23 protein-coding genes are annotated in these 25,903 nt (G+C 44.9%); 10 read left to right on the forward strand and 13 right to left on the reverse strand.

Translation table 11 applies throughout. The annotated features are described in order from the left end of the window. Nucleotides 1-187: 187 nt before the first annotated feature. Both ACXAFJ_RS00120 and ACXAFJ_RS00125 read left to right on the forward strand, forming a co-directional pair. Nucleotides 188-1,357 carry a 3-phenylpropionate MFS transporter gene (locus ACXAFJ_RS00120; protein WP_475320595.1) on the forward strand — a complete coding sequence of 390 codons (1,170 nt, stop codon included), beginning with the start codon at nt 188-190 and terminating at the stop codon, nt 1,355-1,357. A 79-nt stretch (nt 1,358-1,436) separates the two neighbouring features. Further along, complete coding sequence (locus tag ACXAFJ_RS00125; RefSeq protein ID WP_475320596.1) at nt 1,437-4,874, forward strand: hybrid sensor histidine kinase/response regulator; 3,438 nt, start codon at nt 1,437-1,439, stop codon at nt 4,872-4,874. A gap of 81 nt (nt 4,875-4,955) precedes the next feature. On the opposite strand, the gene ACXAFJ_RS00130 is transcribed toward ACXAFJ_RS00125, so the two are convergent. The 6 genes from ACXAFJ_RS00130 to ACXAFJ_RS00155 all read right to left on the reverse strand — a co-directional run bounded on the left by ACXAFJ_RS00130 (nt 4,956) and on the right by ACXAFJ_RS00155 (nt 12,603). After that, entirely contained in the window at nt 4,956-5,438 is a 483-nt protein-coding gene (locus ACXAFJ_RS00130; RefSeq protein WP_475320598.1) for a hypothetical protein, read from the reverse strand. A 240-nt stretch (nt 5,439-5,678) separates the two neighbouring features. Then, nucleotides 5,679-7,406 (reverse strand): sodium:solute symporter family protein, encoded by a 1,728-nt coding sequence (locus ACXAFJ_RS00135; RefSeq protein WP_475320599.1) that lies wholly within the window; start codon nt 7,404-7,406, stop codon nt 5,679-5,681. 12 nt (nt 7,407-7,418) lie between these two features. After that, the gene (locus ACXAFJ_RS00140) at nt 7,419-7,682 is read right to left on the reverse strand and encodes a DUF4212 domain-containing protein (protein WP_475320600.1); all 264 of its coding nucleotides are present in this window, start codon (nt 7,680-7,682) and stop codon (nt 7,419-7,421) included. A 244-nt stretch (nt 7,683-7,926) separates the two neighbouring features. Then, nucleotides 7,927-8,562 (reverse strand): response regulator, encoded by a 636-nt coding sequence (locus ACXAFJ_RS00145; RefSeq protein WP_475320602.1) that lies wholly within the window; start codon nt 8,560-8,562, stop codon nt 7,927-7,929. A 235-nt stretch (nt 8,563-8,797) separates the two neighbouring features. Continuing rightward, nucleotides 8,798-10,573 (reverse strand): protein-disulfide reductase DsbD, encoded by a 1,776-nt coding sequence (locus ACXAFJ_RS00150; RefSeq protein WP_475320604.1) that lies wholly within the window; start codon nt 10,571-10,573, stop codon nt 8,798-8,800. Between the two features lie 131 nt (nt 10,574-10,704). After that, complete coding sequence (locus ACXAFJ_RS00155; protein WP_475320605.1) at nt 10,705-12,603, reverse strand: diguanylate cyclase; 1,899 nt, start codon at nt 12,601-12,603, stop codon at nt 10,705-10,707. A 151-nt stretch (nt 12,604-12,754) separates the two neighbouring features. Here ACXAFJ_RS00155 and ACXAFJ_RS00160 point away from each other — a divergent pair, with 151 nt between their 5' ends. After that, nucleotides 12,755-13,264 carry an FxsA family protein gene (locus tag ACXAFJ_RS00160; protein ID WP_475320606.1) on the forward strand — a complete coding sequence of 170 codons (510 nt, stop codon included), beginning with the start codon at nt 12,755-12,757 and terminating at the stop codon, nt 13,262-13,264. Nucleotides 13,265-13,338: 74 nt separating this feature from the next. On the opposite strand, the gene ACXAFJ_RS00165 is transcribed toward ACXAFJ_RS00160, so the two are convergent. The 4 genes from ACXAFJ_RS00165 to ACXAFJ_RS00180 form a co-directional block, all read right to left on the reverse strand. Next, nucleotides 13,339-13,818, reverse strand: coding sequence for a tRNA (cytidine(34)-2'-O)-methyltransferase (locus tag ACXAFJ_RS00165; RefSeq protein ID WP_475320608.1), 480 nt, complete (start codon nt 13,816-13,818; stop codon nt 13,339-13,341). 144 nt (nt 13,819-13,962) lie between these two features. After that, entirely contained in the window at nt 13,963-14,571 is a 609-nt protein-coding gene (locus ACXAFJ_RS00170; protein ID WP_475320609.1) for a superoxide dismutase, read from the reverse strand. A gap of 76 nt (nt 14,572-14,647) precedes the next feature. Then, nucleotides 14,648-16,060 (reverse strand): envelope stress sensor histidine kinase CpxA, encoded by a 1,413-nt coding sequence (cpxA, locus tag ACXAFJ_RS00175; RefSeq protein WP_475320611.1) that lies wholly within the window; start codon nt 16,058-16,060, stop codon nt 14,648-14,650. Beyond that, on the reverse strand, nt 16,060-16,740 hold the full coding sequence (locus ACXAFJ_RS00180) for a response regulator (protein ID WP_475320613.1): 681 nt from the start codon (nt 16,738-16,740) through the stop codon (nt 16,060-16,062). Before ACXAFJ_RS00180 ends, cpxA begins: the two co-directional genes overlap by 1 nt. Nucleotides 16,741-16,909: 169 nt before the next feature. Here ACXAFJ_RS00180 and ACXAFJ_RS00185 point away from each other — a divergent pair, with 169 nt between their 5' ends. The 3 genes from ACXAFJ_RS00185 (at nt 16,910) to pfkA (ending at nt 19,610) form a co-directional block, all read left to right on the forward strand. Further along, nucleotides 16,910-17,374: a Spy/CpxP family protein refolding chaperone gene (locus tag ACXAFJ_RS00185; protein ID WP_475320615.1), complete on the forward strand. Its 465-nt coding sequence runs from the start codon at nt 16,910-16,912 to the stop codon at nt 17,372-17,374. Between the two features lie 120 nt (nt 17,375-17,494). Continuing rightward, nucleotides 17,495-18,403, forward strand: coding sequence for a CDF family cation-efflux transporter FieF (gene fieF, locus ACXAFJ_RS00190; protein ID WP_475320617.1), 909 nt, complete (start codon nt 17,495-17,497; stop codon nt 18,401-18,403). Between the two features lie 244 nt (nt 18,404-18,647). Beyond that, on the forward strand, nt 18,648-19,610 hold the full coding sequence (gene pfkA / locus ACXAFJ_RS00195) for a 6-phosphofructokinase (protein ID WP_475320618.1): 963 nt from the start codon (nt 18,648-18,650) through the stop codon (nt 19,608-19,610). A 78-nt stretch (nt 19,611-19,688) separates the two neighbouring features. Here the strand turns inward: pfkA and epmB are convergent, their stop codons facing one another. Continuing rightward, a complete protein-coding gene (epmB, locus tag ACXAFJ_RS00200; protein ID WP_475320619.1) occupies nt 19,689-20,711 on the reverse strand; it encodes an EF-P beta-lysylation protein EpmB in 1,023 nt (340 codons plus the stop codon). Nucleotides 20,712-20,744: 33 nt separating this feature from the next. On the opposite strand from epmB, the gene efp reads away from it, so the two are divergent. From efp to rraA, 3 genes are all read left to right on the forward strand, one after another. After that, on the forward strand, nt 20,745-21,311 hold the full coding sequence (gene efp / locus ACXAFJ_RS00205; RefSeq protein ID WP_475320620.1) for an elongation factor P: 567 nt from the start codon (nt 20,745-20,747) through the stop codon (nt 21,309-21,311). 140 nt (nt 21,312-21,451) lie between these two features. Beyond that, entirely contained in the window at nt 21,452-22,369 is a 918-nt protein-coding gene (locus ACXAFJ_RS00210; protein WP_475320622.1) for a 1,4-dihydroxy-2-naphthoate polyprenyltransferase, read from the forward strand. A gap of 77 nt (nt 22,370-22,446) precedes the next feature. Beyond that, nucleotides 22,447-22,974, forward strand: coding sequence for a ribonuclease E activity regulator RraA (rraA, locus tag ACXAFJ_RS00215; protein WP_475320623.1), 528 nt, complete (start codon nt 22,447-22,449; stop codon nt 22,972-22,974). A 74-nt stretch (nt 22,975-23,048) separates the two neighbouring features. Here the strand turns inward: rraA and ACXAFJ_RS00220 are convergent, their stop codons facing one another. Together ACXAFJ_RS00220 and tpiA are read right to left on the reverse strand one after the other, a co-directional pair. Further along, on the reverse strand, nt 23,049-24,398 hold the full coding sequence (locus ACXAFJ_RS00220; protein ID WP_475320624.1) for an MATE family efflux transporter: 1,350 nt from the start codon (nt 24,396-24,398) through the stop codon (nt 23,049-23,051). Nucleotides 24,399-24,539: 141 nt separating this feature from the next. Further along, entirely contained in the window at nt 24,540-25,310 is a 771-nt protein-coding gene (gene tpiA / locus ACXAFJ_RS00225; RefSeq protein WP_475320626.1) for a triose-phosphate isomerase, read from the reverse strand. Between the two features lie 243 nt (nt 25,311-25,553). On the opposite strand from tpiA, the gene ACXAFJ_RS00230 reads away from it, so the two are divergent. Then, the gene (locus tag ACXAFJ_RS00230; RefSeq protein ID WP_475320627.1) at nt 25,554-25,901 is read left to right on the forward strand and encodes a 5-carboxymethyl-2-hydroxymuconate Delta-isomerase; all 348 of its coding nucleotides are present in this window, start codon (nt 25,554-25,556) and stop codon (nt 25,899-25,901) included. Nucleotides 25,902-25,903 lie beyond the last annotated feature (2 nt).

Here is a 25,903-nt window from a genome sequence, read left to right on the forward strand (position 1 = left end):
GAAGGGTATTGGCTTTCAGTACTCGTTTTTGTTTTCTAAGTCAGTAGTTCTTAGTGAAATCGATTGCAAAACAATGGTTTTTCTATATTTCCTAATAGAGGAAACAGACTGTTGCGGATAATTCCCTTTTTTAGTCGCCCATTTATCGACATAATGCCCGCCTAACCAGCTGCGAATTGGAGTTAAGATGTTCCAAGCGTCCCCCTACAAATGGGTTTCTATTTATTATTTTGGATTTTTCTTCACCTACGGTGTCTATTTACCGTTTTGGGCGTTGTGGTTTGAAGGCCAGGGGATCAGTCCGTCAGATGTTGGTTTACTGGTTGGTATCGGTTTTGCCACTCGTTGCATCAGCAATGTTGTGTTTACCCCGCGAATTCACAAAGTCGAACACTTGTTACCGGCACTCCGTTTGGTCGCAGTCGGGTGTTTGTTATTTATTGGTTTTCACTTCTTTACTGGTGGCAGTTTTTGGATGATGGCTGTCGCGACCATACTGTTTAACTTTGCTTGTGGCCCTGTGATGCCTCTAGCGGATTCCCTTGCCAATCATTATGACAAACGAAAACAGCTCGACTATGGTCGAACTCGTCTCTGGGGATCGATCGCGTTTATTGTTGGCTCTTTAACCGTTGGTTACTTAACCAATTTATATGGCATCGACATGATTGTCTTGACCGCGCTAGTCGGTATGCTGATTTCGGTAATCGTAGGCTTTGGAAATCCCAACCCTCGACCTGAAAGCGACCAGTCAGTAGAGCAAACTCGTCCAGCAATCATGAGTTTGCTAAAAGAGTGGCCTATCTTACGCTTTCTAATTTTGGTCTCGCTGATTCAAGGTAGCCACGCGGCATACTATGGATTCAGCTCGATTTACTGGCGTGAATCTGGACATGGTGAAGACATCATCGGCTATTTGTGGAGCCTGGGTGTGGTTGCCGAAATTATGGTGTTTTGGCTAAGCAAAAAGTTCGTAGGCAAAATCAGTATTCGCACTTTGTTTATGATTGCGTCTGTTGGGGTCATGATTCGCTGGGGGCTAACTGCTTCTACTACGCATATCATTGGTTTGATTGTTATTCAGTTATTGCATGGTGTCACCTTTGCAATGGCGCACGTGGCGGCGATTCGTTTTATTCAAAATTCAGGGCAAAACCGAGTCGTGGCATTGCAAGCTTTGTTAAATGCCATTCCTTTAGGCGCGGTGTTGGCATTGCTAACTAGTCTAAGTGGTTGGGGCTATGAAGCTTATGGATCACAAGTCTTCTGGGCAATGGCAGCCATGGGGCTAGTGGCGTTGATGATTAAAGTTGCGAATCCTTCGAAAGTAAAAGAGACATTGAATGCACAGAATTAGCGACTAGATTTGAGTGTCTGACCATTGCTTAGTTTAATAAAGCCTCTCATTCGAGAGGCTTTATTGTTAGGGAAAACAAATGCAAGGTTGGATAGTCGTTCCAGTTTCGTTGCTGTATTTGGGCGCGCTCTTTTTTATCGCTTGGTATGGTGACAATCGTAGTCAATGGTTAGCCAAGTGGCGACCATGGATCTATAGCTTATCGATTGCTGTGTACTGTACCTCGTGGACCTTTTATGGAACGGTGGGTCAGGCGAGCAGCAACCCTTGGTCGTTTATTCCCATCTATCTCGCTCCTATTATTGTTTTTACTCTGTTTTGGCGAGTGTTGGCTCGGCTAATTCTGGTAGCCAAACGAGAACATATCACCTCAATTGCTGATTTTATTGCTGCGCGTTACGGAAAGTCTCAGGGTTTGGCGGTTGTGATTACCTTGATAGCCGTGATCGGGATACTACCGTACATCGCGTTACAGCTGCGCGGTATCACCATGGGGTTAGAAATCATTTCCCCTGAACTGACGCAGCAAGCCGTCGATGATGGCTTTGATATCTCTTTGTTTGTGGTGTTGGCTCTTGCTGTGTTCACCATGCTTTTTGGTACGCGACATATTGATAACACCGAACACCATCGCGGTATGATGATGGCAATAGCCTTTGAATCTATCGTCAAGCTGGTGGCGTTTTTATTAGTCGGTGTGTTTATCGTTTTTGTTGCGCTTAGTCTAGAAGACTTCAGCTTTTCTGAATCTATTCAAGCGACGTATCAGGACCCACATTGGCCGACGTTATTGATTCAAACAACGCTCACCATGTTTGCCATCATTTGTTTACCTCGCCAGTTTCACACTATGGTGGTGGAAAATGAAAAGCCTCAAGATTTGCATACCGCGCGCTGGTTATTCCCGCTCTATTTGGTATTGATGAGTTTATTTGTTCTGCCTATCTCATGGGCTGGACAAGGATTGTTGCCGAACGTTTCGGCAGATACTTATGTGATTAGCCTGCCTATGGCGTTTGATGCTTCTAACATGGCACTGATTGCTTTTTTAGGTGGTACATCTGCTGCCAGTGGCATGGTGATCGTTTCCACTATTGCGCTAGCCATTATGGTCTCGAATGACTTGGTCATGCCGTTACTACTAAGACGTATGAAATTGTCACATCGAGATCATCGACATATTTCAGGTACCTTAGTCGTAATTCGACGAGCATTAATTTTGCTACTGATACTGGGAGCTTGGGGTTTCTACCAAGTGTTAGGAAGTATTCACTCACTTTCTGCGATTGGTTTCTTGAGCTTCTCTGCCATTACTCAGTTTGCTCCTGCGTTACTTGGTGGTCTGTATTGGCGTAATGCCAACCGGAAAGGTGTTTACGTCGGGCTTGCTATCGGCTTTACCATTTGGTTGATCACCTTAATGAGCCAAACGAATATTTTGGCGGGTGACGCTGAGTCCAATTTCTTGCTTTGGGTGATCACGCCTCCTGATGTTTTGGCCCATCTTGAAATCAAACCATCAGACTGGGGCATGTTTTTGGCGCTGGCCCTGAATTCACTGTGTTTTGTTGTAGTCTCTCTATTTACCCGCGCCAGCTTGAGTGAGCGCTTGCAGTCTGCATCTTTTGTGGGCACTCCGCTTCCTGAAAGCGAAAACATGAGCCTGTACCAAAGCCGAGTGACGGTGGCGGAGCTGGAAATGCTGGCATCTCGCTTCGTTGGCCGACCGAGGGTAAAAACCGCATTCAATAATTACTGGAGTCAGCAAAGAGAAACCTTACTGCCTAACCAACAAGCGCCGGCCAGTTTGATACGCCATACTGAGCGTGTATTGGCGGGCGTATTTGGCGCATCCTCCGCTAAGTTGGTACTTACTTCTGCCTTGCAGGGCAGAAACATGAAGTTGGAAGAAGTGGCGACCATCGTTGATGAAGCCTCTGAGCTGTATGATTTTAGCCGTGGTCTGTTGCAAGGTGCGATTGAGCATATTGGCCAAGGTATTGCGGTTGTCGACAAGCAACTTAGGCTGGTGGCGTGGAATCAGCGTTATCTGGAGCTCTTTACCTTTCCTCCTGGATTGATTCAGGTGGGTCGACCCATAGCCGATGTCATTCGCCACAACGCTCAGCAAGGTTTATGTGGTCCGGGAGATCCCGAAGAGCATGTTAGGCGGCGTATTTATCACTTAGAGCAGGGGACAAGACATACCTCCTCTCGCGTAAGGCCGGACGGGCGAGTGATTGAAGTTCAGGGAAATCCTATGCCCGGTGGTGGTTTTGTTATGAGCTTCACTGACATCACAGTATTTAGAGATGCTGAACAGGCACTAAAAGAAGCCAATGAGACGTTAGAGGAACGAGTACAAACCAGGACTCGTGAGCTAGAGCAACTGAATAAACAGTTGGTCACTGCTACTCAACGATCAGAGCGCGAATCGCAATCCAAATCACGATTCTTAGCAGCGGTCAGTCATGACTTAATGCAGCCACTTAATGCGGCTCGTTTATTTGCTTCTTCACTATCTGAAGTCGCAGAGGATGATCAAAGTAAAAAACTGTCACATCACATTGAGAGCGCCTTGGGCGCTGCAGAAGAATTGATTGGCGATTTACTGGATATTTCTCGACTTGAATCTGGGAAATTGGAAATCAATGTTCATGCTTTCAAAATCAGTGATGTATTAACCAATCTTGATGCCGAATTCTCCGCGTTGGCAAATCAACAAGGCATTCAATTCTCTACAGTGCCTAGTTCATTGCTGGTTCAATCCGATCCCAAATTACTTCGTCGAGTAATACAGAATTTTTTAACCAACGCATTTAGATACAGCCCAAATGGTGGGGTGGTACTCGGGGTGCGTCGTGTGGGGAACCGTGCGTGTATCCAAGTATGGGATAACGGCATGGGTATCGATGAAGACAAACAGCAGGAAATCTTTGAAGAGTTTAATCGAGGTAACCAAGTTCGCGCTGACCAAGGTTTGGGTTTAGGGTTGGCAATATCTAAAGGTATCGCACAAGTTCTCGGTCATCAAATATCGATGCGTTCTTGGCCCGGTAAAGGGAGCGTCTTTTCCATTGAGCTGTCACAAGCTACCCAAGAAGACATTCAGCCAGTGACTGTGACAGTACCCACACCAACCTCAGATGTGAGTGGGATTCGAGTGCTTTGTGTCGACAATGAACCGGATATCTTAGTTGGAATGGAGCAGCTATTGTCACGCTGGGGCTGTGATGTTCGCGTGGCGATCGATCTAGTAAATAGCCTCAAACACATCGATGAACATTGGCAGCCCGATGTCATTTTGTCTGACTACCGTCTTGATAATGGCCGAACGGGTTTAGAAGTTCTTCAGCAATGCAAGTTGCGCTTAGGTGACTCCTTCAAAGGGGTAATGATCAGCGCAGACCGTACGCAAGATATGATGGATGGAATTAGTTCTAATGGTTTCTCGTTTATTGCCAAGCCGGTTAAGCCATTAAAACTCAGAGCAATTTTGAATCAAGTAAAACAGTAAATAGTTCACTGCCGTAACAGCAAAACCTAAAAAGGCCGTTATGGCCCTTTTCTAATCGCATCGTGTAAAGGTGTTAATGAACTAGTTTGTGGTCAAGGTTTCGTATTTGACGAACATGGTTTGCGTATCACCGTAATACATGGTGTCTTCAGATTGAATCACCACACGTAACCAGTTTTCTTCAGAAGTTGGGGCCGGAAGTGTAATCGCCCAATTCGTTAATGTATCGCTGGTACTGGTCATGGCAATCGGCGAGCCATTGCTGTCTTGGCTTTCGACCAAAGATACTTTAATGCCTTGCAAAGGGAAGTCAGATTTTAAGCTGAGTTCTAATTGATCTTCCGTTAAGTTTTCAGAGCGAAATTGCACTTTGAAATTGCCGTTTTCCATATTACACAGCCCACTGGTGTAGCGACAATTTGATTTACTGACGAGTTTGTAGGTGGCGCCTTCTTTGGCTGCATGGGGCTTTTCACTGACCGCGATATCAATACCAAAATAGGCAATAATTGATAAAACGGGCGCGACAAGCAGAGCGACGATTAAATGCTTGTTCTTAAACATGCGGACATCCTTGCGACAACTTATAGGGCTTGAATTAATCTCGGTAAGTAACAAGTTAGCTTTGAAGTAAACTCGATAAAAGCGTTGTTCAATAGACTGGCGATTATTACAAAATTTTCTAAAAGCTTAGGCTTTTTTCAATGTTGCTACCAACACATTGTTACTTTGAGAGGTCTTAAAATACAGGAGTTTGTCCAAGAAAAAAGCCCCCGAAGGGGCTTGAGTTAGGACTTAAGGTAATTAGTGTGATTGAGCTTCACCTGCACCCGCTGGTACACGTACGTGTTCAACCAAATCTTTTACTTCTTGTGGAGTTTCTGCAGTTACTTTCGATACTACGATTGCCACTGCGAAGTTAAATACTGCACCGATTGCACCAAATGCGTTTGGCTCAATACCTAGGAACCAGTTGCTACCCCAGCTTTCTAAGTATTTCCAGTCAGCAACGAATAGGATGCCTTTGTGCTGGAATACGTAGAATAGTGTGATACTGATACCTGCGATCATACCTGCGATAGCACCTTCTTTGTTGATGTTCTTCGAGAAGATACCCATCATCAGTGCCGGGAAGATAGAAGATGCGGCCAATCCGAATGCCAAGGCTACGGTACCGGCGGCAAAGCCAGGTGGGTTCAATCCGAGATAACCCGCCACTGCAATTGCCACCGCCATGGATATCCGGCTCGCGAGCAATTCCTTCTGTTCGGAAATATTTGGATTGATTACCCCTTTTATCAAGTCATGCGAGATGGCCGAGGATATTGCCAATAGTAGACCCGCAGCGGTTGATAGTGCGGCGGCTAGACCACCAGCTGCAACCAATGCGATAACCCAGTTAGGTAGCTTAGCAATTTCAGGGTTCGCTAGAACCATGATGTCACGGTCTACACGAAGCTCATTGGTTTCTGCGCTAGAGGTGTATTGAACTTTACCGTCGCCATTTTTGTCTTCGAAACCTAGTAGACCTGTTGTTTCCCAGTTCTTAAACCAAGCCGGACGTTCGTCGTAAACTAGGTTGTCACCAGAAGGTAGGTTTACGGTATCCATTAGGTTTAGACGTGCCATCGCGGCCACTGCTGGTGCAGTTGTGTATAGGATAGCGATAAATACTAGAGCCCAACCCGCAGAAGTACGAGCATCACGTACTTTAGGTACAGTGAAGAAACGGATGATTACGTGTGGTAGACCCGCAGTACCGATCATTAGCGACATGGTGTAAACGAACATGTTCAATGTGTCGCCTCGGACTGCCGTCGTATATTCGGTAAATCCGAGTTCCGTCACCACTTGGTCAAGTCTGTCCAAAAGATAGACGTCAGTGCCAGCCATGGTGCTACCAAGACCAATTTGTGGAAGTGGGTTGCCAGTTAGCTGTAGAGAGATAAATACTGCTGGAATAGTGTAGGCAAGAATGAGTACACAGTATTGAGCAATCTGAGTATAGGTAATGCCTTTCATTCCGCCCATTACAGCGTAAATGAATACGATACACATACCAATGCCAAGGCCAGTTGCGTAATCAACTTCTAGGAAGCGACCGAATGCAACACCAACACCTTTCATCTGGCCGATAACGTAAGTGACTGACGCAATAATCAAACAAACAACGGCAACGATACGCGCTGTATTTGAGTAGAAACGCTCACCAACGAATTCAGGAACCGTAAATTTACCAAACTTACGTAGGTAAGGTGCTAAAAGTAGTGCTAGTAGTACATAACCACCAGTCCAGCCCATTAGGAATACTGAACCGCCGTATCCCATGAAGGCAATTAGACCTGCCATAGAAATGAACGATGCGGCTGACATCCAGTCCGCGGCAGTCGCCATACCGTTAGCGATTGGGTTAACACCACCACCTGCTACGTAGAACTCTTTGGTTGAGCCTGCGCGAGCCCATATTGCGATACCGATGTAGAGCAAGAACGTTGCTCCAACCACCAAGTAGGTTATCGTTTTTAAATCCATTTGCGTGACTCCTTACTCATCTACGCCAAATTCGCGGTCAATCTGACGCATCTTCCACGCGTAGTAGAAAATGATGCCTAGGAAGGCATAAATTGAACCTTGTTGAGCAAACCAGAAGCCGAGCTTATAACCACCCAATTGGATTTGGTTAAGTGCATCGACAAATAAAATGCCACAGCCAAAAGACACAACAAACCAAATCACCATCAAAGTGATCATTAGTTTGACGTTTTTGTCCCAGTAGGCTTTGGCTCGTTCCTGACTTTCAAACGCCATTGCCGTCTCCTTACGAAGTAGTGTTGTTAACAAAATGTTTCATGATGAACAATAGCAATGACTTGACCAGAACTCTTTTGTACTTTAGTCGGGGTGTATATATAGGAAAACCCTTAAAAACCGGGGCTGTATGGCAAAAGTTGGAGGTTTTGTGATGTTAACAATGTGTTAACTTAGCCAAAGGTCTAAGAGAATAAGACAAGAAATTTGAAGAATTTTGGGTGTTAGAAAAGAAAACGGAGTCTTACGACTCCGCTTCCATTTGTTGTAGCAGAATGACAGCTTGTGTCCGGTTTTTGACGCCAAGCTTTCTAAAGATTGCGGTCATATGGGCTTTGATGGTTGCTTCCGATACGTTCAACTCGTAAGCAATTTGCTTATTCAGCAAGCCGTCCGACAACATTCCTAAAACTTTATATTGCTGTGGCGTGAGCGCTGCAATTTTTTCTGCCAATTCATTACAAGCAGCGTTGTCGCTAATCAGACCTTCTGGGAAGAAAGGTTCACCTTTGAGTACTTGATTGAGAGCAGAAACCAACTCACGCATATCACTCGATTTTGGAATGAATCCAAATGCGCCGTGTGTTTTTACTTGGGTAACGACACTGGATTCTTCACTGGCAGAAATGACAACTATTGGGAGATCTGGGTATTCAGCGCGCAGTTGGATCAGACCAGACATACCATTTGCGCCCGGCATTTTTAGATCTAACAAGATCAAATCTACATCCGGCTCTTTTTCTAGCAGTGAAAGCAGCGCCGAGAGGGAGTCCGCTTCCAGCAAATTGGCACCACTGATTGCCATATGAACGGACTGAAACAGTGCATTCCGGAATAGTGGGTGATCGTCGGCAATGATTATGTTGTAGGTCGATTCCATGACACTTCATTTCGGCAGCAATTAACCCTTAATTTTTATCATTTGATGACGTTTTCAACAATGAAAGCTGTGCAGTTCAGCAACATTTATTTAAAAAATGTGAAAGAAGAGCGCAATACGGCAAAAATTCTTAGATTTCAGCGTGCTGACTTTTGGTGATTGTCTTGATTTACAAGGCGTGATGGCGTGCTACAAAGGGATTTGTAGCACGTTTGTTAATGCAGTTGGTAAAGCATTAGCTTGAAGGTAACAGAGGTTGCAGATGCTGGAAAAAGGGCTCTGCTTCAACAAATCCAGTAATGCGTAATTGCTCTTGAAGGTTACCGTTTTGATCCCAGAAAAGAATGGTTGGTAACCCCAATACCTGGTACTCACCCATAACATCAAAGTGTTCTGGTAGGTTTTTGGTAACGTCAATCTGCAGCAAGGTGAATTGGTCAAGGGACTGTGCGACCTTAGGATCACTGAATGTGTATTTTTCGAATTCTTTACAAGCCACACACCAGTCGGCATAGAGATCAAACATGACTGGTTTGTTTTGAGACTTTGCCTGAGCTAATTGAGCATTTAGCTCAGATAGGGTATCAACTTGAATAAAGCTTACGTGTTTTTTCTCATCGTTCTGGCTGGAATTCATCCACATTGAAATGCTAGGTTGGCTGGATGCCACGATTCCGAGCATGGCGATAATACCAACCGCACTTTGTTTCCAAGATCCAAATTCAAAGTCTTTTTTGCTGTAATACAGCCAACCAAAAGCAGCCACTCCTAAGGCTCCCCACATTGGCGTTATCCAGTATTCGGGAAGTAGTCTCTCTAGAAAAAATAGCGGTGCGGTGAGCAGTAAGAATCCAAACAGCACTTTTACTTTGATCATCCAAGGCCCGGCTTTTGGCAACAGTTGTTGACCAAATACCCCGGCTGCGATCAGTGGAATGCCCATCCCCAATGCCAATGCGTACAGAGTGATACCACCTGTGACTAAATCACCACTTTGCGCGACAAACAGTAATACCCCAGATAACGGCGCTGTCGTGCAAGGTGAGCATACCAATCCTGATATGGCGCCCATCGTAAATACACCGACGCTGCTACCGCCTTTTTGTTGATCACTCAATTGATTCAACCAAGTTTGCACACTAGAAGGCAATTGCAGCGTGTAGGCTCCAAACATGGAAAGTGCGAGTAGGACGAATAACGTACTTAATGTGATAAGTACGTAAGGATGTTGCAGCATTGCCTGAAATTGCACACCCAGTGAAGCGACAATCAAACCAAGCAGGGTATAAGTCAAAGCCATACCTTGCACATAGATAAATGCCAGGTAAAACGTCCGGCCGCGCGAGAGTGTTTTACCACCTAACAGGATACTCGTTAGGATAGGGTACATAGGTAAAACACATGGCGTAAAAGCAAGGCCCACTCCCAACAGCAAAAACACTAACGGTGCCCATGATTGCTCAGCAATTTGGCTAGCAAAGCTTTGCTCTTTTGATTGATTGGCTAAGCCTGTATCTGTTTGCTGGGTTTTGGTTGGAGGGGGCGCAGTATCTATCGAATTGACTAGACCTGCTAAGTCCAAGGTTCTTGTCTCAGGAGGGTAGCAAAACCCGGCTTCTGCACAGCCTTGATAAGAAACTTTAACTTGTGGATTGGAACCTGCAGAAAGAATGGGAATGGAGAGCTTTACCGCTTCTTGATAGATGGTCACTTCACCAAAAAATTCATCTTGGTAGGGTTTCCCCTCAGGAAGTGCCCATTCTCCTATTTCAACATTAACCCCTTCAACCGTCATTCGGTTTTGGTATAGGTAGTACCCGGGATAGGTAAACCATTCGACTATTAGGTTCTGTTGTTCGACGCGCCAGTCAAGCGGAAATGCTTCGTCGACGGGTAGAAACTTAGGTGTATTATCCAATGAATTATTGGCAAAGTTGTTGTTATCGGTGAACGCCGATGCAGACAACGAGTACAAAAGAGTCGAGATAAACAACCAAATTACGGAACGCATAATAGACAAAGCTTTGAGTAGGTAGTCAGATTCTAACTGAATAAGACCTTGCGATCAGTCAATTGGTTTCATGATGCCCGAAATTTGTCGGTTAGCCATGTCTAGCCTAAGTGTTTCAGGAAAGAATTCTGCTAAGTCACGATGCGCAGCTTTTCTTTGCCATGTATGGTGACGCAGTTTTTGCCTTTCGCTTTGGATCGGTACAGTGCTTCGTCTGCATTGGCGTAGGTAAATTCTGCATTCTGGCATACTTGAGCAATGCCAACACTAATGGTGATGTTGTAATTGTGAGAGGATTCAATCGCGCTACAAACCCGATTCATTAACAATGCGGCTTTATCTGGATGAGTGTGTTGAATAATTACAGCAAACTCGTCTCCGCCCACTCGGCCAATAAAATCGGTTTCTCTAAGTAGCTTTTTCATTTTCTCAGCAACATCGAGAATCAGTTTGTCGCCTACTTGATGTCCATAGCTATCGTTGACTTGCTTGAAATTATCTATGTCTACAATAGCCAGACTACTCAGCGGTTGATTAATGTATCTTTGATGCAACACCGTGAAATGTTCAAGTAACTCGTGGAATTTACGCTTGTTCCATAACTTGGTAAACGGATCTCGTTCGGCTTGGTCGGAGAGCATTTTGATCTGTTCGTGTTGATCCGTGATATCGGTAAAGAAGAAAACGTACTCCGACCCTAGATAGAACTTTTTGCTGACCAATTGGCTTTGAGTTTTACAAATGAGCTGAGATTGTTCTTTATTTTCGAGTATAAACTCGCCTTCCCATTTTTCTTTATCCGTCAGTTGTTCAAATTGAGCCGTGTTCTCTGGGTTACTGTTGAGTAATTTCTGCAATAACTGACCTTTTAACTGTGCGATTTCTAATCCTGTCATTTCACAAAAAGAAAGATTCACACGACGTATTCTAAACCGTTTGTCGGTCAATACGACACCGATTCCTCCTGACATGGACAGTTGGGCAAATCGACTATCTGTTTGCTTACGGTCTAAAAATTCCCAATAGTTGGCTATAAATGCACTGACTACCCCGCACAGTAGCCAAACGATTAAGGCATCTTGGTAAATATCGATTGTAGCGCTGTGCAGAGTTTGTTCTATTTCTTCGTTGCTAACTTGGGTTAACAACAGTTGAGTCTCTTCGCCATCAAACACAGAACCTTGATATCGTTTATAGATATAGAGTCCTGATGGTTGTATCGAGTAGCCTGACGACATGTCGTCTTTCTTCAGCTGCTCCCAGAGACCGGGGGCCTCTACTTGTATGTTGTAGTGAGCTCGGTCTGGAATCAGGTGGCCCATCAAACGTTGGTTATCTTGGCTAGCGCGGTAGTAGCCTTCGTTGTCGACCAAAAAAATGGGCGAATTAGACTGTGCTTGGGTCACTAATTTTACAATTGCGAGGACGTTCAAATTAGCAATAAAGTAGCCGTAGCGCTGGGTATCATCCTCGATTGGGTAGATCATCCGGTAGGCTGGCAGGTAAGGGATAACTGGGCGACCACGTTCGATTTCAAGGTCTAGGCCAAATCGACCCAGAGTGTGTGAAGGTAGTGTCGTGGCATACTCAAAATAGTCTCGGTTGGCTTTGTTCTGTAAATGCTCAGTGGGAACTATATAAGGTTTGTCCATGCCTGTTTTGTAATCAACACGGATTCGTTCATGACCTTGGCTATCAACAAACCTCAGTTGATAAAAGAGCTCGGAATTGACAGAAATTAATGCCCATTGTTTTTCTAGATAAAGCTTCAGCAAATCTTCTCGAAAGCGAGCGTAGTCGAGCAGCAAATCCGAATGGGCAATTTCAAAAAAGTTATGGTGAATTTTTTCTCGCAGGGTTGCAGAGCGTTGGTCTACGTATGTCAGCCATTGACTTTTTTCAGAAACAAGTTGGGACAAGGCATGTTCGTTTGCCCTGTGACTGACATAAAAGGTGACGGCAATAACAATCAGAGTCAAGCAAACCCAGACACTGGTAATTCTCAATGTCGCCCATAGCAAGCGTTGCACGCAACAACCCCGATTATTTTTAAGCCTGATGTTAAAGTTAGAAGAGGAATTAACTTTATACAAATAATTACATATGGATGGGCGTGGGATCTTTCTCAGACTTGCACTTCTATGACGTCTTGATTACTGTGGCTACAACAAAGGAGGCACTGTGTTCCCAGTATTACTTACACTTTTTATCGTCGTTCCCATTATTGAAATCGCGCTTTTTGTGCAGGTGGGCGACTGGCTTGGTCTTTGGCCAACTATTGGATTAGTTTTACTGACTGCATTTGTTGGTGCGTCATTGGTGCGTAGTCAGGGTATTCAAACCTTACTTACAGTCCAAAGCAAATTGCAACAAGGTGAATTACCCGCTCAACAAATTATTGAAGGAGTGATGCTAGCCGTATCAGGAGTGTTGTTACTGACGCCAGGTTTCATGACAGATGCCTTAGGCATGACGGTTTTGCTCCCAGCCCCGCGAGCTGTGATTGCTAAGCTATTGATGGAAAAAGTTAAGGTAAAAGCAACGACCAACAGCAGTTTTACTGGATCCTTTAATCATCAAGGCTTTGGAACACATAATCCGCACCAAAGAAACCCGTTTGGTCAAGATGATGGTCAGACGTTTGAAGGTGAATTTGAGCGTAAGGATGAAGACCGAGATAGGTTGAACTAGTCAGCTGGTCTTAATTGGAGAGCCAGCAGAGTTTTAAAACGGCGATTTTCGCCGTTTTTTGTCTATAGCGGGCGCTATACTGCGCCCTCAAATCCCATTTGTCGCCAAGCTTCAAAAGCAATGATTGCTACGGCATTTGACAGGTTCAAGCTTCGAGCTTCAGGCAACATTGGAATTCGAATACGCTGCTCCATGGGAAAGCTTTCGATTAATTCAGAGGGTAATCCGCGAGTTTCCGGACCAAACAACAAAACATCGCCCTGTTGGAAACTGACGTCGACATGATGTCCCTTGGTTTTTGTCGTACACGGAAAAATTCGTGGTGCTTTACCGTGTTTCTCTGTTAGGTAATCAACAAAAGCTTGATAGTTCGCATGACGAGTAACACGAGCTAAATCGTGATAATCCAAACCTGCGCGACGAACTTTTTTCTCTTCAAGATCAAAGCCCAACGGTTCGATCAGGTGCAGGTTGGCGCCGCAGTTAGCGCACAGTCGAATAATGTTACCGGTATTTGGAGCGATTTCTGGCTCGTACAAAGCAATGTCAAACATGATGAATTCAAAGTTATCTAAGTTGCTGACAGTATACCTAACAATTCTTTGCGTAGACGAGTCGCGTAAGATCTATTGAGAAACTTTTAAACAAAAAAGCCGATACGTGAGGTATCGGCTTGGTAATAGAACTTCGGTTAGGTATTAAGCGATCGCTTTCGCGTAGCTCTCAGAAACCGCATCCCAGTTTACTACGTTCCACCATGCGTCAATGTATTCTGGACGACGGTTCTGGTAGCTGATGTAGTAAGCGTGTTCCCAGACATCAAGAGCTAGTACAGGTTCACCCTGAACTGCAGCGACGTCCATTAGCGGGTTGTCTTGATTTGGGGTTGATGCAATAGCAAGTTCGCCATTTTTAACCACTAGCCACGCAAAGCCAGAACCAAAGGTGTTAATAGCGGCTTGTGTAAACTCTTCTTTAAATGCTTCAAATGAGCCGAAGGTTTTGTTGATTGCTTCGCCTAAAGCGCCTGTAGGCTCACCACCACCGTTTGGAGACATGCAGTTCCAGTAAACGATGTGGTTGTAAAAGCCACCACCGTTGTTGCGTACTGCTGGGCTGTGTTTGGAGATATTTGCAAAGATATCTTCTAGCGAACTGTTTTCTAAGTCAGTACCTTTAATAGCGGCGGTAAATTTGTCGAAATAGGTTCTGTGGTGCTTGCTGTAGTGAACTTCCATGGTTTTTGCGTCTATATATGGTGCTAGTTCGTCGTAACCGTATGGCAGTTCTGGAAAAGTATGTGACATGTTCATTCCTCCTTGTGTGAGGAATAAACTGTATTGATAATGATTTTCGTTTGCAACAATAATCTTTGTGTGGTCTTTATTTCTTTTCTAATTCCGACGGAAGTGGCAACACGAGCTTAACCACTAATCCACTGACTGGATGGTTTTCTATGGTCATTGAGCCTTGATGTTGCTGTATTGCATTGCGCGTTATGGCTAAACCAAGCCCTGCACCACCACTAGAACGATTTCTGGATTGGGATATGCGGTAAAAGGGGCGACTAATTTTGTCTAATTCCTCTGATGGCACGCCGGGTCCATCATCTTTAATCTCAATGTGCAAACATTGAGATTTTACAAGTAGGGTTACTTCTACACTGTGCTTGGCATAGCGAATGGCATTTCGGATTACATTTTCCAGTGCAGAAGCGAGTAAAGATTTATTGGCGTACAACTGACAGTCTGGAATCTGGGAGAGGGTAAATTGCTTACCCAGCTCTGTGGTCTCAAATTGCGCATCATCCAGCACTGTACGCCAGATAGTTTCAGCGGACAGGATGTGCTTTAGATTGTTGTTGTCTTGGTTCAAGCGGGTCATGGTTAATAGGTCTTGAATCATGCTCTCTAAGGTATCGGCTTCTTTCTCGATACGCGCGATTTCATCGTTGTCACCGTGTTTGCGCTTTGCTAATGCTGCCGCCATTTTGATGCGGGTTAATGGAGAGCGCAGTTCATGGGATACATCAGACAGTAATTGTTGTTGTGCTTTAAAGGTACCGTCGATGGAGAGCACCATTTGATTAAAGCTTTCTCCGGCTTGACGAAATTCACGGGTACCCGTTTCCAGCTCGGGAATGAGTTCAAATTTACCTGTCTTTACTTGCTCGCTGGCTCGTTGAAATCGCTGCGCTGGAAGGCTCAAGCGGTATGCGAGCAACAATAGCAATGGTGTGCTTACTAACATGGTTGCGACCAGTAACACCCAAGGCTGGTCCAATAGCCTAATGAAAAAAGGCGGAGTTGGAGGGACTTTATGAATAAAGGTGAGCCATACCGATTGATTGGCAATAGTGGCGGGAAACGGACCGACAAGAAGAGATGGACCGTATTGCTTCTGGCGAATTGTTGGCGGATTATCGTCGTTGAGGAAGTGGGTTAGGGCACGCGCTTGATCATTGCCGTTATTTCGCTTTCGGTTGTTCCAAACATTACCGAACTGATCGCTGATGACGATTCTGGTTTGATTGGAAAAGTCCTCATGTTGGCTTACTTGTTTTAACACATTGCTAATACGCTCAGCTCGGGTCGCAGTTTGCTCTATTGTCTTGACGTGATGTTGGTAGAGGTTGAGCTGTTTACTCGTTAACTCTCGACTCACCCTTGGATCGAAGTTGGGCAGCGACACCACCGCCCATAAAACCAGTAATAAGGTTAACCAAAAAATGGCAAAGATTTGTCCGTACAAACTAGACCAACGTGGTAACCATTTTTTCATTTTTTTCGAAATCATTAGTCTTCCACCAGAAGGTAACCACGCCCTCGCAACGTTTTGATATGCGGTCGTCCGTCAGGACGATCAGGCAGTTTTTTACGCAAGTTAGAAACATGAACGTCGACCGCTCTGTCAAAAGCAGTTAACTGCTTGCCAAGTACCTGCAAACTGATGTCTTTTTTACTGAGAATCTTGCCTGGATTTTCCATGAAAAATTGCAGAAGCTGAAACTCTGCGCTGGTTAATTCAATTATTGTCTGCTGAAAATAGGCTTCTTGGCGTCCTAGATGCAGCAATAATCCTTGGTGTTCAATCTCCACAGCGGGTACTGGGTCAGTGGGGGTTGTTCTTCTTAACACCGCTCTCATTCGGGCTAGGAGTTCCCTATCGCTAAACGGTTTGGGTAAGTAGTCATCTGCGCCCAATTCAAGACCGAGAACTCGGTCGATTTCGTCCCCTTTTGCGGTCAACATGATCACCGGGATCTGCCAATGCTCGCGGATCTTTTTTAGTGTATCCATGCCATTGAGTACAGGCATCATGACATCGAGCAGTACAATGTCGGTGTCGGAGTTGAGTTTCTCTAAGCCAAGTGCCCCATGCTCTGCATGGTCAACGGTAAATCCTTCAAAGCTCAATAGCTCAGAAAGAAGTTGCGCCAGCTCTACGTCATCATCAATTAACAAAACATTTGGCATAGTGGTAACCATTTAACGATTGCTACTTCTAATAATATTACCTTGTTTTACGAATGGTTAGCCTTAATTCGTCCGTGCTTTACATAACTTTACCTTGCCGCGACGTTGCTTTACATCCCAGCTCTTATGATTTCCATACCAGCTTGATTAACAACAAAAGGGCACAATAATGAACATTAAAAAAACACTGATAGCGATTGCAGTAGCACTTCCACTAGTGACAACAGCAGGAATTTCGCTAGCACAAGAAAGCAATTCAAATGGTCGCTGTAGTTCGGATGTGTTCGACAAACTATCCCTGTCGGAACAGCAAAAACAACAACTGAATGACTTGCGTGAATCTAAACGAGCAGCCATGAAAAATGAGCAAGGTGACACTAAGAGTGGTGCGGAAAGTGAGTATCGTACTCAAATGCAAGGTTTACTTAGCGCGGATAACTTTGATGAGCAAGCCGCCATTGCTTTGATCGAGCAAATGCAATCTTCACGCATCCAGCAGCAAGTAGAACGCATGTCGCAGCAACATCAAATGTTGAGTGTGTTAACGCCTGAGCAGAAAACCCAGTATTTTGAGCTAAACGATGGGAAATGCGGCAAGGGTAAACGCGGAAAAGGGCGTAGTTCAGATAGCTAGTAACAAATTATTCATAGGGGGCATTAGCCCCTTATTTGTTTGCACCATTGGCTGGCAAGGTTAACTATCACCCACTGTTGAGTATATACTGGGCAACAAGGCTCACATTCTGTTCACTCTATGAAAGCTGAATACGCACGATTGGTTTCTCTTGCCGCTTGGATGGCGACTGCGGTTGCCTCCATCCTACTTATAGCAAAAATTGGTGCTTGGTGGACCACGGGTTCCGTTAGCTTGCTTGCCTCTCTTATTGATTCAACGTTAGATATAGCCGCGTCCCTAGTTAACCTTGTTGTCGTGCGTTATTCATTACAACCCGCGGATGAAGAACACCGTTTTGGGCACGGTAAAGCGGAATCTTTGGCCGCGCTTGCTCAGTCCATGTTCATCTCAGGCTCTGCGCTATTTCTGATTCTAAATGGTGTTGATCGCTTTTTCCGACCTCATGAACTCAACGAACCCGAACTTGGTATTTACGTCAGTGGCTTTGCAATGGCCATGACCTTCGCGCTTGTGTCGTACCAAAAGTACGTGGTGAAAAAAACCGGCAGCCAAGCTATCGCTGCAGATTCCCTGCATTATCAAACCGACTTGTATATGAATATTGCCATTATGGTGGCGTTGGGATTGAGCTGGTATGGGTTAGGCCAAGCGGATGCGGTATTTGCGGTTGGCATTGGGATCTATATTTTATACAGCGCCTACCAAATGGTTATGGAAGCGACGCAAACATTGCTGGACAGACAATTACCAGAAGAAGAATTAGTGCAGATACGCAGCCAATGTATGTCGGTAGAAGGCGTGTTGGGTGTACATCAACTTCGCACTCGTATGTCAGGTCCGGTGCGATTTATTCAACTTCACCTTGAACTCAGGGACGACATGCCATTGATTGAAGCTCATGATATTTCCGATAAGGTCGAGCACCGATTGCTAGAAGCGTTCCCGGACGCAGACATTTTGATTCACCAAGATCCATACTCTGTTGTTTTTAATAGTGAAAGTGATCAGAAAGCGCACCCATGGTAGTAAGCATTGGCTTGTTAGCGGCAGTAAACAGATTTTTGAACGATACTGACATGTATCAACAAAGTCGTCATAGAAAGCTGTAATACTCTTACATAAGTAGAAAACTTACATAAATCAGATCAGATAACAGTAGTAATCTTAATGTAGCACGGTAACATAGCGCACAATTACTACAGTTCAAGTTGAACGCTGAAAGCGTCTAACACAAAATTTGAAAATTGGTTCCCAAAGGTTGAGGGTGAGCATGATTAAAAAAATCGGTGTTTTGACAAGTGGTGGTGATGCCCCAGGCATGAACGCGGCAGTACGTGGCGTAGTTCGCACCGCACTTTCAAAGGGATTGGAAGTCTTTGGTGTTTACGATGGTTACTTGGGTCTTTACGAAGACCGAATTGAAAAACTTGACCGTTCAAGTGTTTCCGATGTCATTAATAAAGGTGGCACCTTTCTAGGCTCAGCGCGTTTCCCTGAGTTTCGCAACGTAGAAGTACGTGAGAAAGCTATTGAAAACCTCAAGCGTCACGGTATTGATGCCCTTGTGGTAATCGGTGGTGATGGTTCGTACATGGGTGCGAAGAAGCTAACTGAAATGGGTTACCCTTGTATTGGTCTACCTGGCACGATTGATAATGATATCGCAGGTACAGACTACACAATCGGTTACTTAACGGCATTGAATACAGTCATCGACGCGATCGACCGTTTGCGCGATACTTCTTCTTCTCACCAACGTATTTCTATTGTTGAAATCATGGGCCGTCATTGCGGTGATTTGACTCTAATGTCGGCAATTGCTGGTGGTTGTGAATACATGATCACCCCAGAAACTGGCTTAGACAAAGAGAAGTTAATTGCCAATATTCAAGACGGCATCAACAAAGGTAAAAAACACGCCATCATCGCATTAACTGAGCTGATGATGGATGCTAATGATCTTGCAAAAGAAATCGAAGACGCGACAGGTCGTGAGACTCGTGCAACAGTATTGGGGCACATCCAGCGTGGCGGTCGCCCAACTGCGTTTGACCGAGTGCTGGCGTCACGTATGGGTAACTACGCGGTACATCTTCTACTAGAAGGCCATGGCGGTCGTTGTGTGGGTATCGTGAAAGAAGAGTTAGTTCACCACGATATTATCGACGCAATCGAGAATATGAAGCGTCCATGTCGCACAGACTTGTACCAAGTGGCAGACGAGCTTTTCTAAGTTCTAACGCACTAAAAAACCACCTACGGGTGGTTTTTTTGTATCTGTAATAGCCAGTAAAACTTGTAGCTGAAGCGTTTATTCGAGATTCAAATCTAGCGGTGTTTTACTTGGCCTACCACCAATTTCTCGTGTCAGTTTCGGCACTAAGTAACCTGATACAGATGCAATCAGCCCCCGCATAATGGCTTTGGCCTCTTGGTCCGAAACGAAGAAATGACTGGCCCCATGGACCTTATCTAGTACGTGCAAATAATAAGGCTGTACACCTGAATCGTACAGCTTTTCGACTAAATCTATTTGCAATGCGGAGCTGTCATTAATTCCTTTTAATAACACCGACTGGTTAAGCAAAGTCACGTTTGCTTGTTTGAGTCTTTGCAATGCAAATGCCAGTTGGTGATTGATTTCATTGGCATGGTTAATGTGTGTGACCATGACCACTTGCAAGCGAGTGGTTCGAAATAACTGACACAACTCATCGGTAACTCGCGCGGGAATCACCACAGGTAAACGAGTATGAATTCTCAATCGTTTGATATGTGGTATTTTCTCAATTCGCTCGATTAACCATTGCAGCTCTTGATCTTTGGCCATCAGAGGGTCACCGCCTGACAAAATAACTTCATTCAATTCAGCGTGCTCAGCAATGTACTCAAGGTTTTTTTGCCAGGTGGTTTTGTTGCCTTTATTTTCTTGATAGGGAAAGTGGCGACGGAAACAGTAGCGACAATTAATCGCACAACCGCCTTTAAGAATTAGTAGTACCCGGTTTTTGTATTTGTGCAGTAGACCCGGATTGGGGTTATCTTGTTCAAGTAGCGGATCCGCGCTATAGCCATCGGGCGAGAAAAACTCTGACTGCAGTGGCAGCACTTGCTGTAGCAATGGATCGTTAGGGTTGCCTTTTTCCATGCGTTCAACAAAGCTCAAAGGAACCCGCTGCGCAAACAGCTTCCGAGCTTCAAAGCCTTTTCGAAACGGCTCAGGATCTATCTCTAGCGTTTTCAATAGTTTTTCGGGGTCCGAGATCCCATTCGCTAGTTGAGTGAGCCAGTTTTGCTCAACAGACGCAAAGTTTCGGGTTATGATGTGCGACATTAATTTAACTCGAAGATTGGTAAAGAGGAAAAAATGGCTTCTGTAAGCACGAATGAATTCAAAGGCGGTCTTAAAATTATGCTTGATAATGAGCCGTGTGTCATTCTCGAAAACGAGTATGTTAAGCCCGGTAAAGGTCAAGCGTTTAACCGCGTTAAGATCCGTAAACTGCTTTCAGGTAAAGTTCTAGAAAAAACCTTTAAGTCTGGCGACTCTGTAGAGAAAGCTGACGTAATGGATATCGATCTAGACTACTTGTACAACGACGGTGAATTTTTCCACTTCATGAACAGCGAAACCTTCGAGCAAATCGCTGCCGATGAAAAAGCCGTAGGCGAGAATGCGAAGTGGTTAGTTGAAAACAACACTTGTATGTTAACGCTTTGGAACGGTAACCCTATCGTGGTAACACCACCAAACTTTGTAGAATTGGAAGTAACGGAAACTGACCCTGGTCTTAAAGGTGATACTCAGGGTACTGGTGGTAAGCCAGCAACGCTATCTACTGGCGCCGTGGTTCGTGTTCCTCTTTTCATCGCAATTGGTGAAGTGATCAAGGTAGATACTCGTACTGCAGAATACGTGGGACGCGTAAAATAATCGCGAATCGTCGAGATTATGATTGAATTCGAAAGGTCGCATTGCGGCCTTTTTTAATGTCTGTACAGGCATAACGGTTCTTTGCCAAAAACATGACTTGCCACAAACTCTAAGCGCAAAAGCTTAGATAGGATAAAGTCATGAAAACAACACTTCATACATGGCTAAGTGCAGCCAGACCTAAAACCTTACCCCTCGCCGTCGTATCCATTTTGACGGGCAGTACTTTAGCGTTCAGCAACAATAGTTTTAATTTGGTGGTCGCTTTTCTGGCGCTGGTTACCGCGACTCTGCTACAAATCTTATCTAATCTAGCGAATGATTATGGTGATGCGGTTAAGGGAACCGATAACGCTAAAAGATTGGGGCCTGCACGTGCTATTCAGTCTGGACAAGTGAGTCTTACAGACATGAAACGAGCCATTATCATTAATGTGGTACTGACAATTTTTTCAGGTTTATTTTTGGTCTTTTACGCCGTATCTGGATTACAAAATGTTTTAGCTTTCCTAGGGCTTGGCGTTTTGGCTATTGCTGCCGCTATCGCGTATACCATGGGTAACAAACCTTATGGTTATGTTGGGTTGGGGGATGTCTCCGTATTTCTGTTCTTTGGCTTGTTAGGCGTAATGGGGAGTTACTTCCTGCAGACTGGTCAACTGGATTGGTCACTGACTTGGCCTGCGATTGGATGCGGGTTACTGGCGGTTGCCGTATTAAACGTCAACAACTTACGAGATATAGAAAACGATGCGCAATGCGGTAAAAGAACCGTAGCGGTAAGGTTGGGAATCCGCAGAGCCAAACTGTATCACCTTGCGCTACTGCTCGGCGCGCTATGTGCTTTCGCGGTTTATTTACTGGCTCAACCTGTCGCATTGGTGATCAGTTTACCGTTTCTACTGAGCACCATTTTACTGTTCAAACACGGCAAAGACATATGGGTAGCCCCCAAGCCTGCAAACATAGCACCAATGATGCCAATAGTGGTGAAATGCTCAATGTTGACTAATCTTTTGTTTGTAGGAGTAGTGATAGCTCAAACTCTGGCAAGCTAAATAAATCTCGTCATTGCAATGACTTACTGACTAGATATACTTCGAGATACACGACCTAGGCAAAGTGAAGGTAACCTATGGAATACAACACCTCAGCTCTCTGTGATGTTTACTCTGATCAAGTGGATGTGGTTGAACCTATGTTCAGTAACTTTGGTGGCAGCGCTTCGTTTGCCGGCCAACTATTGACGATTAAGTGTTTTGAAGACAACGGCTTGATTCGTCAAACGCTGGAACAAGATGGCCAAGGTCGAGTTCTGCTCATTGATGGCGGTGGTTCGTTACGCCGCGCGTTAATTGATGCGGAGTTGGCAGCACTCGCGGAAGAAAATGAGTGGGAAGGCATTGTGGTATATGGCAGTGTTCGCGAAGTTGATGTACTCGAAGATATGAATATCGGGATTCAAGCATTGGCATCTATCCCTGTTGGTGCATCTAACCAGGGCATTGGCGAGATTGATGTACCCGTTAATTTCGGCAGCGTTACCTTTCTTCCAGAAGATTATCTCTACGCTGACAACACCGGCATCATTATCTCTCAAGAGCCGCTAGATATTGATTTTGATGACAGCGATGACATCGAAGATGACGAGGTTGATGACTAGGATGACTAGGTTCTGTTAACTGAATTTGTAAAAGAGCTGTTTGATACAGCTCTTTTTGCTTGTGGAGTATTGAACTAAAGACTTTCCGTGTGAAGGCAGTTTAGTTTTCTTAAACGCAGCGCATAGAGATATGCCAAGATACCACCGCTAACATTGGCGACCGCAATACCTATATACACGCCTTCTGCGCCGTAGAGGACACCACCCAACCAAGCGAAGGGTAAGGTGATCACAAATAGACGGATAATACTCCAAGTAAAGGCTTTACTTGGCACATGAAGAGCGTTTAACGCAGAAACCAGCATCATCATAATGCCCTGAAACCCATAGCTGATTGGCACAATAATTAAATATTGCCACAGTAGATCTTGCACCTGGCTATCTTCTGAAAACACATTGGCTAACGGGAAGCTGAGCGGAACCATCATGATAAAAATGATGAACTGAAACACGATAGAAAATCGCATACTCAAGAATAACCCGTCGAAACTGCGCTTAGGAGAGTTGGCTCCAAAGTTTTGGGCCATAAAGGGCATCAAGGCAGAGGTTAACGCCATCAGTACAATCAAAAGGATCGACTCAATTCGCTGAGCTGCGCCATAGGCCGCTATCGCTGGAGTCCCATGTTCAGAAAGCATCCTCATCACGATGGCTCCGGATAAAGGTGTCATGGCATTTGAAAAAGCGGCAGGGGCACCAATGTTTAAAATCGATTTACCATCTTGCCACCAATATTGAATCTTTGGCCATACCAGTAGTTTTTCCCGAACAATGAGCGTCCGCAGTGCCCAAGTGAGAGCACAGAGCCAACTGAGCGCACTGGCAATCGCAGCACCTTGTATTCCGAGTTCAGGGAATGGGCCGATTCCAAAGATAAGCAAAGGATCGAGTATGCCGTTGACGATGCCAGCGAACATCATAAGTTTTGCCGGAGTTTTAGTATCACCAGTCGCGCGAATCGCGTTGTTACCTGCCATCGGGACGACAAGGAGCACAATCGTCAGAAACCATATTTCCATATAGTCTTGGATGTATGGAATGAGGTGAGGCTCGGCGCCTAAAAAGGTAAATAATGGTTTAATCGAGAAATGACCAATAATACCAACACTCGCCACGGTGCTGACGGCCATGATCAGTCCGTGAGTGGTGAATCGACGAGCGGTATCAACGTCTTTTTTACCCAAAAATCGAGCGATATGGGTCGACATCCCCATGCCAATGCCCATGGTAATGCAGTTAACACCAAAAGTGACAGGGAAGGTGTAGCTAATGGCTGCGAGTGCTTCTGTGCCTAGCATGGCGATAAAAAACGTATCGACCAAGTTGAACATTAAAATAGCAATTAAGCCAAACGTCATCGGAATGGTCATGGTGCGCAATACTTCTGGAATTGGCGCGGTTAGCAGTCCGTGTTTGTCTTGCATGTTTGGCAAACTCGTCTCGAAAAAAACGTCGGCAAGGATACTTGATTATGGCGTGTGAAGATAGCGAAGAGCAAAAAGCCGGCGCATGGCCGGCTTTGGGGATTATTAGCAAAAAATAGCGTTAGCTAGATTCTGTCAAAATTACGCTTTTGCTTTCGCTGCTGCTTTCGCGATAGCGGCAAAGCTCTTCGCATCTAGTGAAGCACCACCTACTAGTGCACCGTCGATGTCTGGCTGTGCGAAGTAAGCTTCAGCATTTTCTGGCTTAACAGAACCGCCATATTGGATGATAACTTGTTCAGCTACCGCTGCATCTTTCTCTGCGATTAGAGCGCGGATAGAAGCGTGGATACGCTGTGCATCTTCAGCCGTTGCAGCTTTACCAGTACCGATTGCCCAGATTGGCTCGTACGCAATGATTGCAGCGTTTAGCGCATCTACACCGTACGCATCAATTACTGCATTGATTTGACGTGCACATACTGCTTCAGTTTCACCTGCTTCGTTTTGCGCTTCAGATTCACCAATACAGAAAACAGGCTTTAGGCCATTCTCTTTTAGGAAAGCAAATTTCTTAGCAACAAACTCGTCTGACTCTTCGTGGTACTCACGACGCTCAGAGTGACCGATGATGATGTGTGTTGCACCGAAATCTTTAAGCATTTCAGGTGAAGTGTCGCCTGTGAACGCGCCGCTGTTGTTTAGGTCAGTGTTTTGTGCACCTAGAATAATTTTGTTACCGCCTTCTGCGATAACACGCTCAGCTAGGTCTAAGTAAAGTGCTGGTGGCGCAACGGCTACGTCTACACCTTCAACGCCTTCTAGCTCAGCGTTAAGACCAGTTAGCAGCTCTTGTACCATGGCTTTGCTGCCGTTTAGTTTCCAGTTACCCATCACTACAGGACGACGCATAGGAATATCTCCGATAATCATTGAATGTAAAAAATAAACAAAGTTTCGAAAGAATATAACAGAATAAAAACGCTAAATCATGATTCCTGTCATGTCTATCTAGATAATCCGGGGATTGTGCGACCAAAAATGATCAGTGATCCGGTATACAGTTTTAGTGCGAATAACTCGGTTTTTTGTGATTGAATTGTTATTACTGCCAGCCCAATATCAAAAACTGGTGAAATACCCTAAGAGCAACTGATGCCAAATTTAGTAATGGAATATTCTGCTTCAGTCGAAGAGCAACTGAACATATCGGGTTTATTGGAAGATCTACACCGCGTAGCCGTAAACAGTGAGCTTTTTGATGTTAAATCGGTTAAGTCGAGAGCGACGCGTTATCAGCATTGGTTGATTGGTGAGCAGGCAGATAGCCAAGATTTTATTCACATTACCTTTGAATTGCTCGCCGGAAGAACAGCAGAACAAAAACGAGAGTTATCTCGTTTATTGATGGAAGTCTTGGTAGAAAAAGCAGGACAGTTATACAGTCTTACTGTCAATGTCCGTGATATGGATACGGACTGCTTTCAAAAAGTTACCAACTAGCG

Source organism: Vibrio sp. ABH4_348, assembly GCF_056159765.1.

Bases quoted from the DNA above. Each gene is read 5' to 3' on its own strand.
- ACXAFJ_RS00120 (WP_475320595.1), top strand. From the start codon at position 188: ATGTTCCAAGCGTCCCCCTACAAATGGGTTTCTATTTATTATTTTGGA.
- ACXAFJ_RS00125 (WP_475320596.1), top strand. From the start codon at position 1,437: ATGCAAGGTTGGATAGTCGTTCCAGTTTCGTTGCTGTATTTGGGCGCG.
- ACXAFJ_RS00130 (WP_475320598.1), bottom strand. From the start codon at position 5,438: ATGTTTAAGAACAAGCATTTAATCGTCGCTCTGCTTGTCGCGCCCGTT.
- ACXAFJ_RS00135 (WP_475320599.1), bottom strand. From the start codon at position 7,406: ATGGATTTAAAAACGATAACCTACTTGGTGGTTGGAGCAACGTTCTTG.
- ACXAFJ_RS00140 (WP_475320600.1), bottom strand. From the start codon at position 7,682: ATGGCGTTTGAAAGTCAGGAACGAGCCAAAGCCTACTGGGACAAAAAC.
- ACXAFJ_RS00145 (WP_475320602.1), bottom strand. From the start codon at position 8,562: ATGGAATCGACCTACAACATAATCATTGCCGACGATCACCCACTATTC.
- ACXAFJ_RS00150 (WP_475320604.1), bottom strand. From the start codon at position 10,573: ATGCGTTCCGTAATTTGGTTGTTTATCTCGACTCTTTTGTACTCGTTG.
- ACXAFJ_RS00165 (WP_475320608.1), bottom strand. From the start codon at position 13,818: ATGTTTGACATTGCTTTGTACGAGCCAGAAATCGCTCCAAATACCGGT.
- ACXAFJ_RS00170 (WP_475320609.1), bottom strand. From the start codon at position 14,571: ATGTCACATACTTTTCCAGAACTGCCATACGGTTACGACGAACTAGCA.
- cpxA (WP_475320611.1), bottom strand. From the start codon at position 16,060: ATGATTTCGAAAAAAATGAAAAAATGGTTACCACGTTGGTCTAGTTTG.
- ACXAFJ_RS00180 (WP_475320613.1), bottom strand. From the start codon at position 16,740: ATGCCAAATGTTTTGTTAATTGATGATGACGTAGAGCTGGCGCAACTT.
- ACXAFJ_RS00185 (WP_475320615.1), top strand. From the start codon at position 16,910: ATGAACATTAAAAAAACACTGATAGCGATTGCAGTAGCACTTCCACTA.
- fieF (WP_475320617.1), top strand. From the start codon at position 17,495: ATGAAAGCTGAATACGCACGATTGGTTTCTCTTGCCGCTTGGATGGCG.
- pfkA (WP_475320618.1), top strand. From the start codon at position 18,648: ATGATTAAAAAAATCGGTGTTTTGACAAGTGGTGGTGATGCCCCAGGC.
- epmB (WP_475320619.1), bottom strand. From the start codon at position 20,711: ATGTCGCACATCATAACCCGAAACTTTGCGTCTGTTGAGCAAAACTGG.
- efp (WP_475320620.1), top strand. From the start codon at position 20,745: ATGGCTTCTGTAAGCACGAATGAATTCAAAGGCGGTCTTAAAATTATG.
- ACXAFJ_RS00210 (WP_475320622.1), top strand. From the start codon at position 21,452: ATGAAAACAACACTTCATACATGGCTAAGTGCAGCCAGACCTAAAACC.
- rraA (WP_475320623.1), top strand. From the start codon at position 22,447: ATGGAATACAACACCTCAGCTCTCTGTGATGTTTACTCTGATCAAGTG.
- ACXAFJ_RS00220 (WP_475320624.1), bottom strand. From the start codon at position 24,398: ATGCAAGACAAACACGGACTGCTAACCGCGCCAATTCCAGAAGTATTG.
- tpiA (WP_475320626.1), bottom strand. From the start codon at position 25,310: ATGCGTCGTCCTGTAGTGATGGGTAACTGGAAACTAAACGGCAGCAAA.
- ACXAFJ_RS00230 (WP_475320627.1), top strand. From the start codon at position 25,554: ATGCCAAATTTAGTAATGGAATATTCTGCTTCAGTCGAAGAGCAACTG.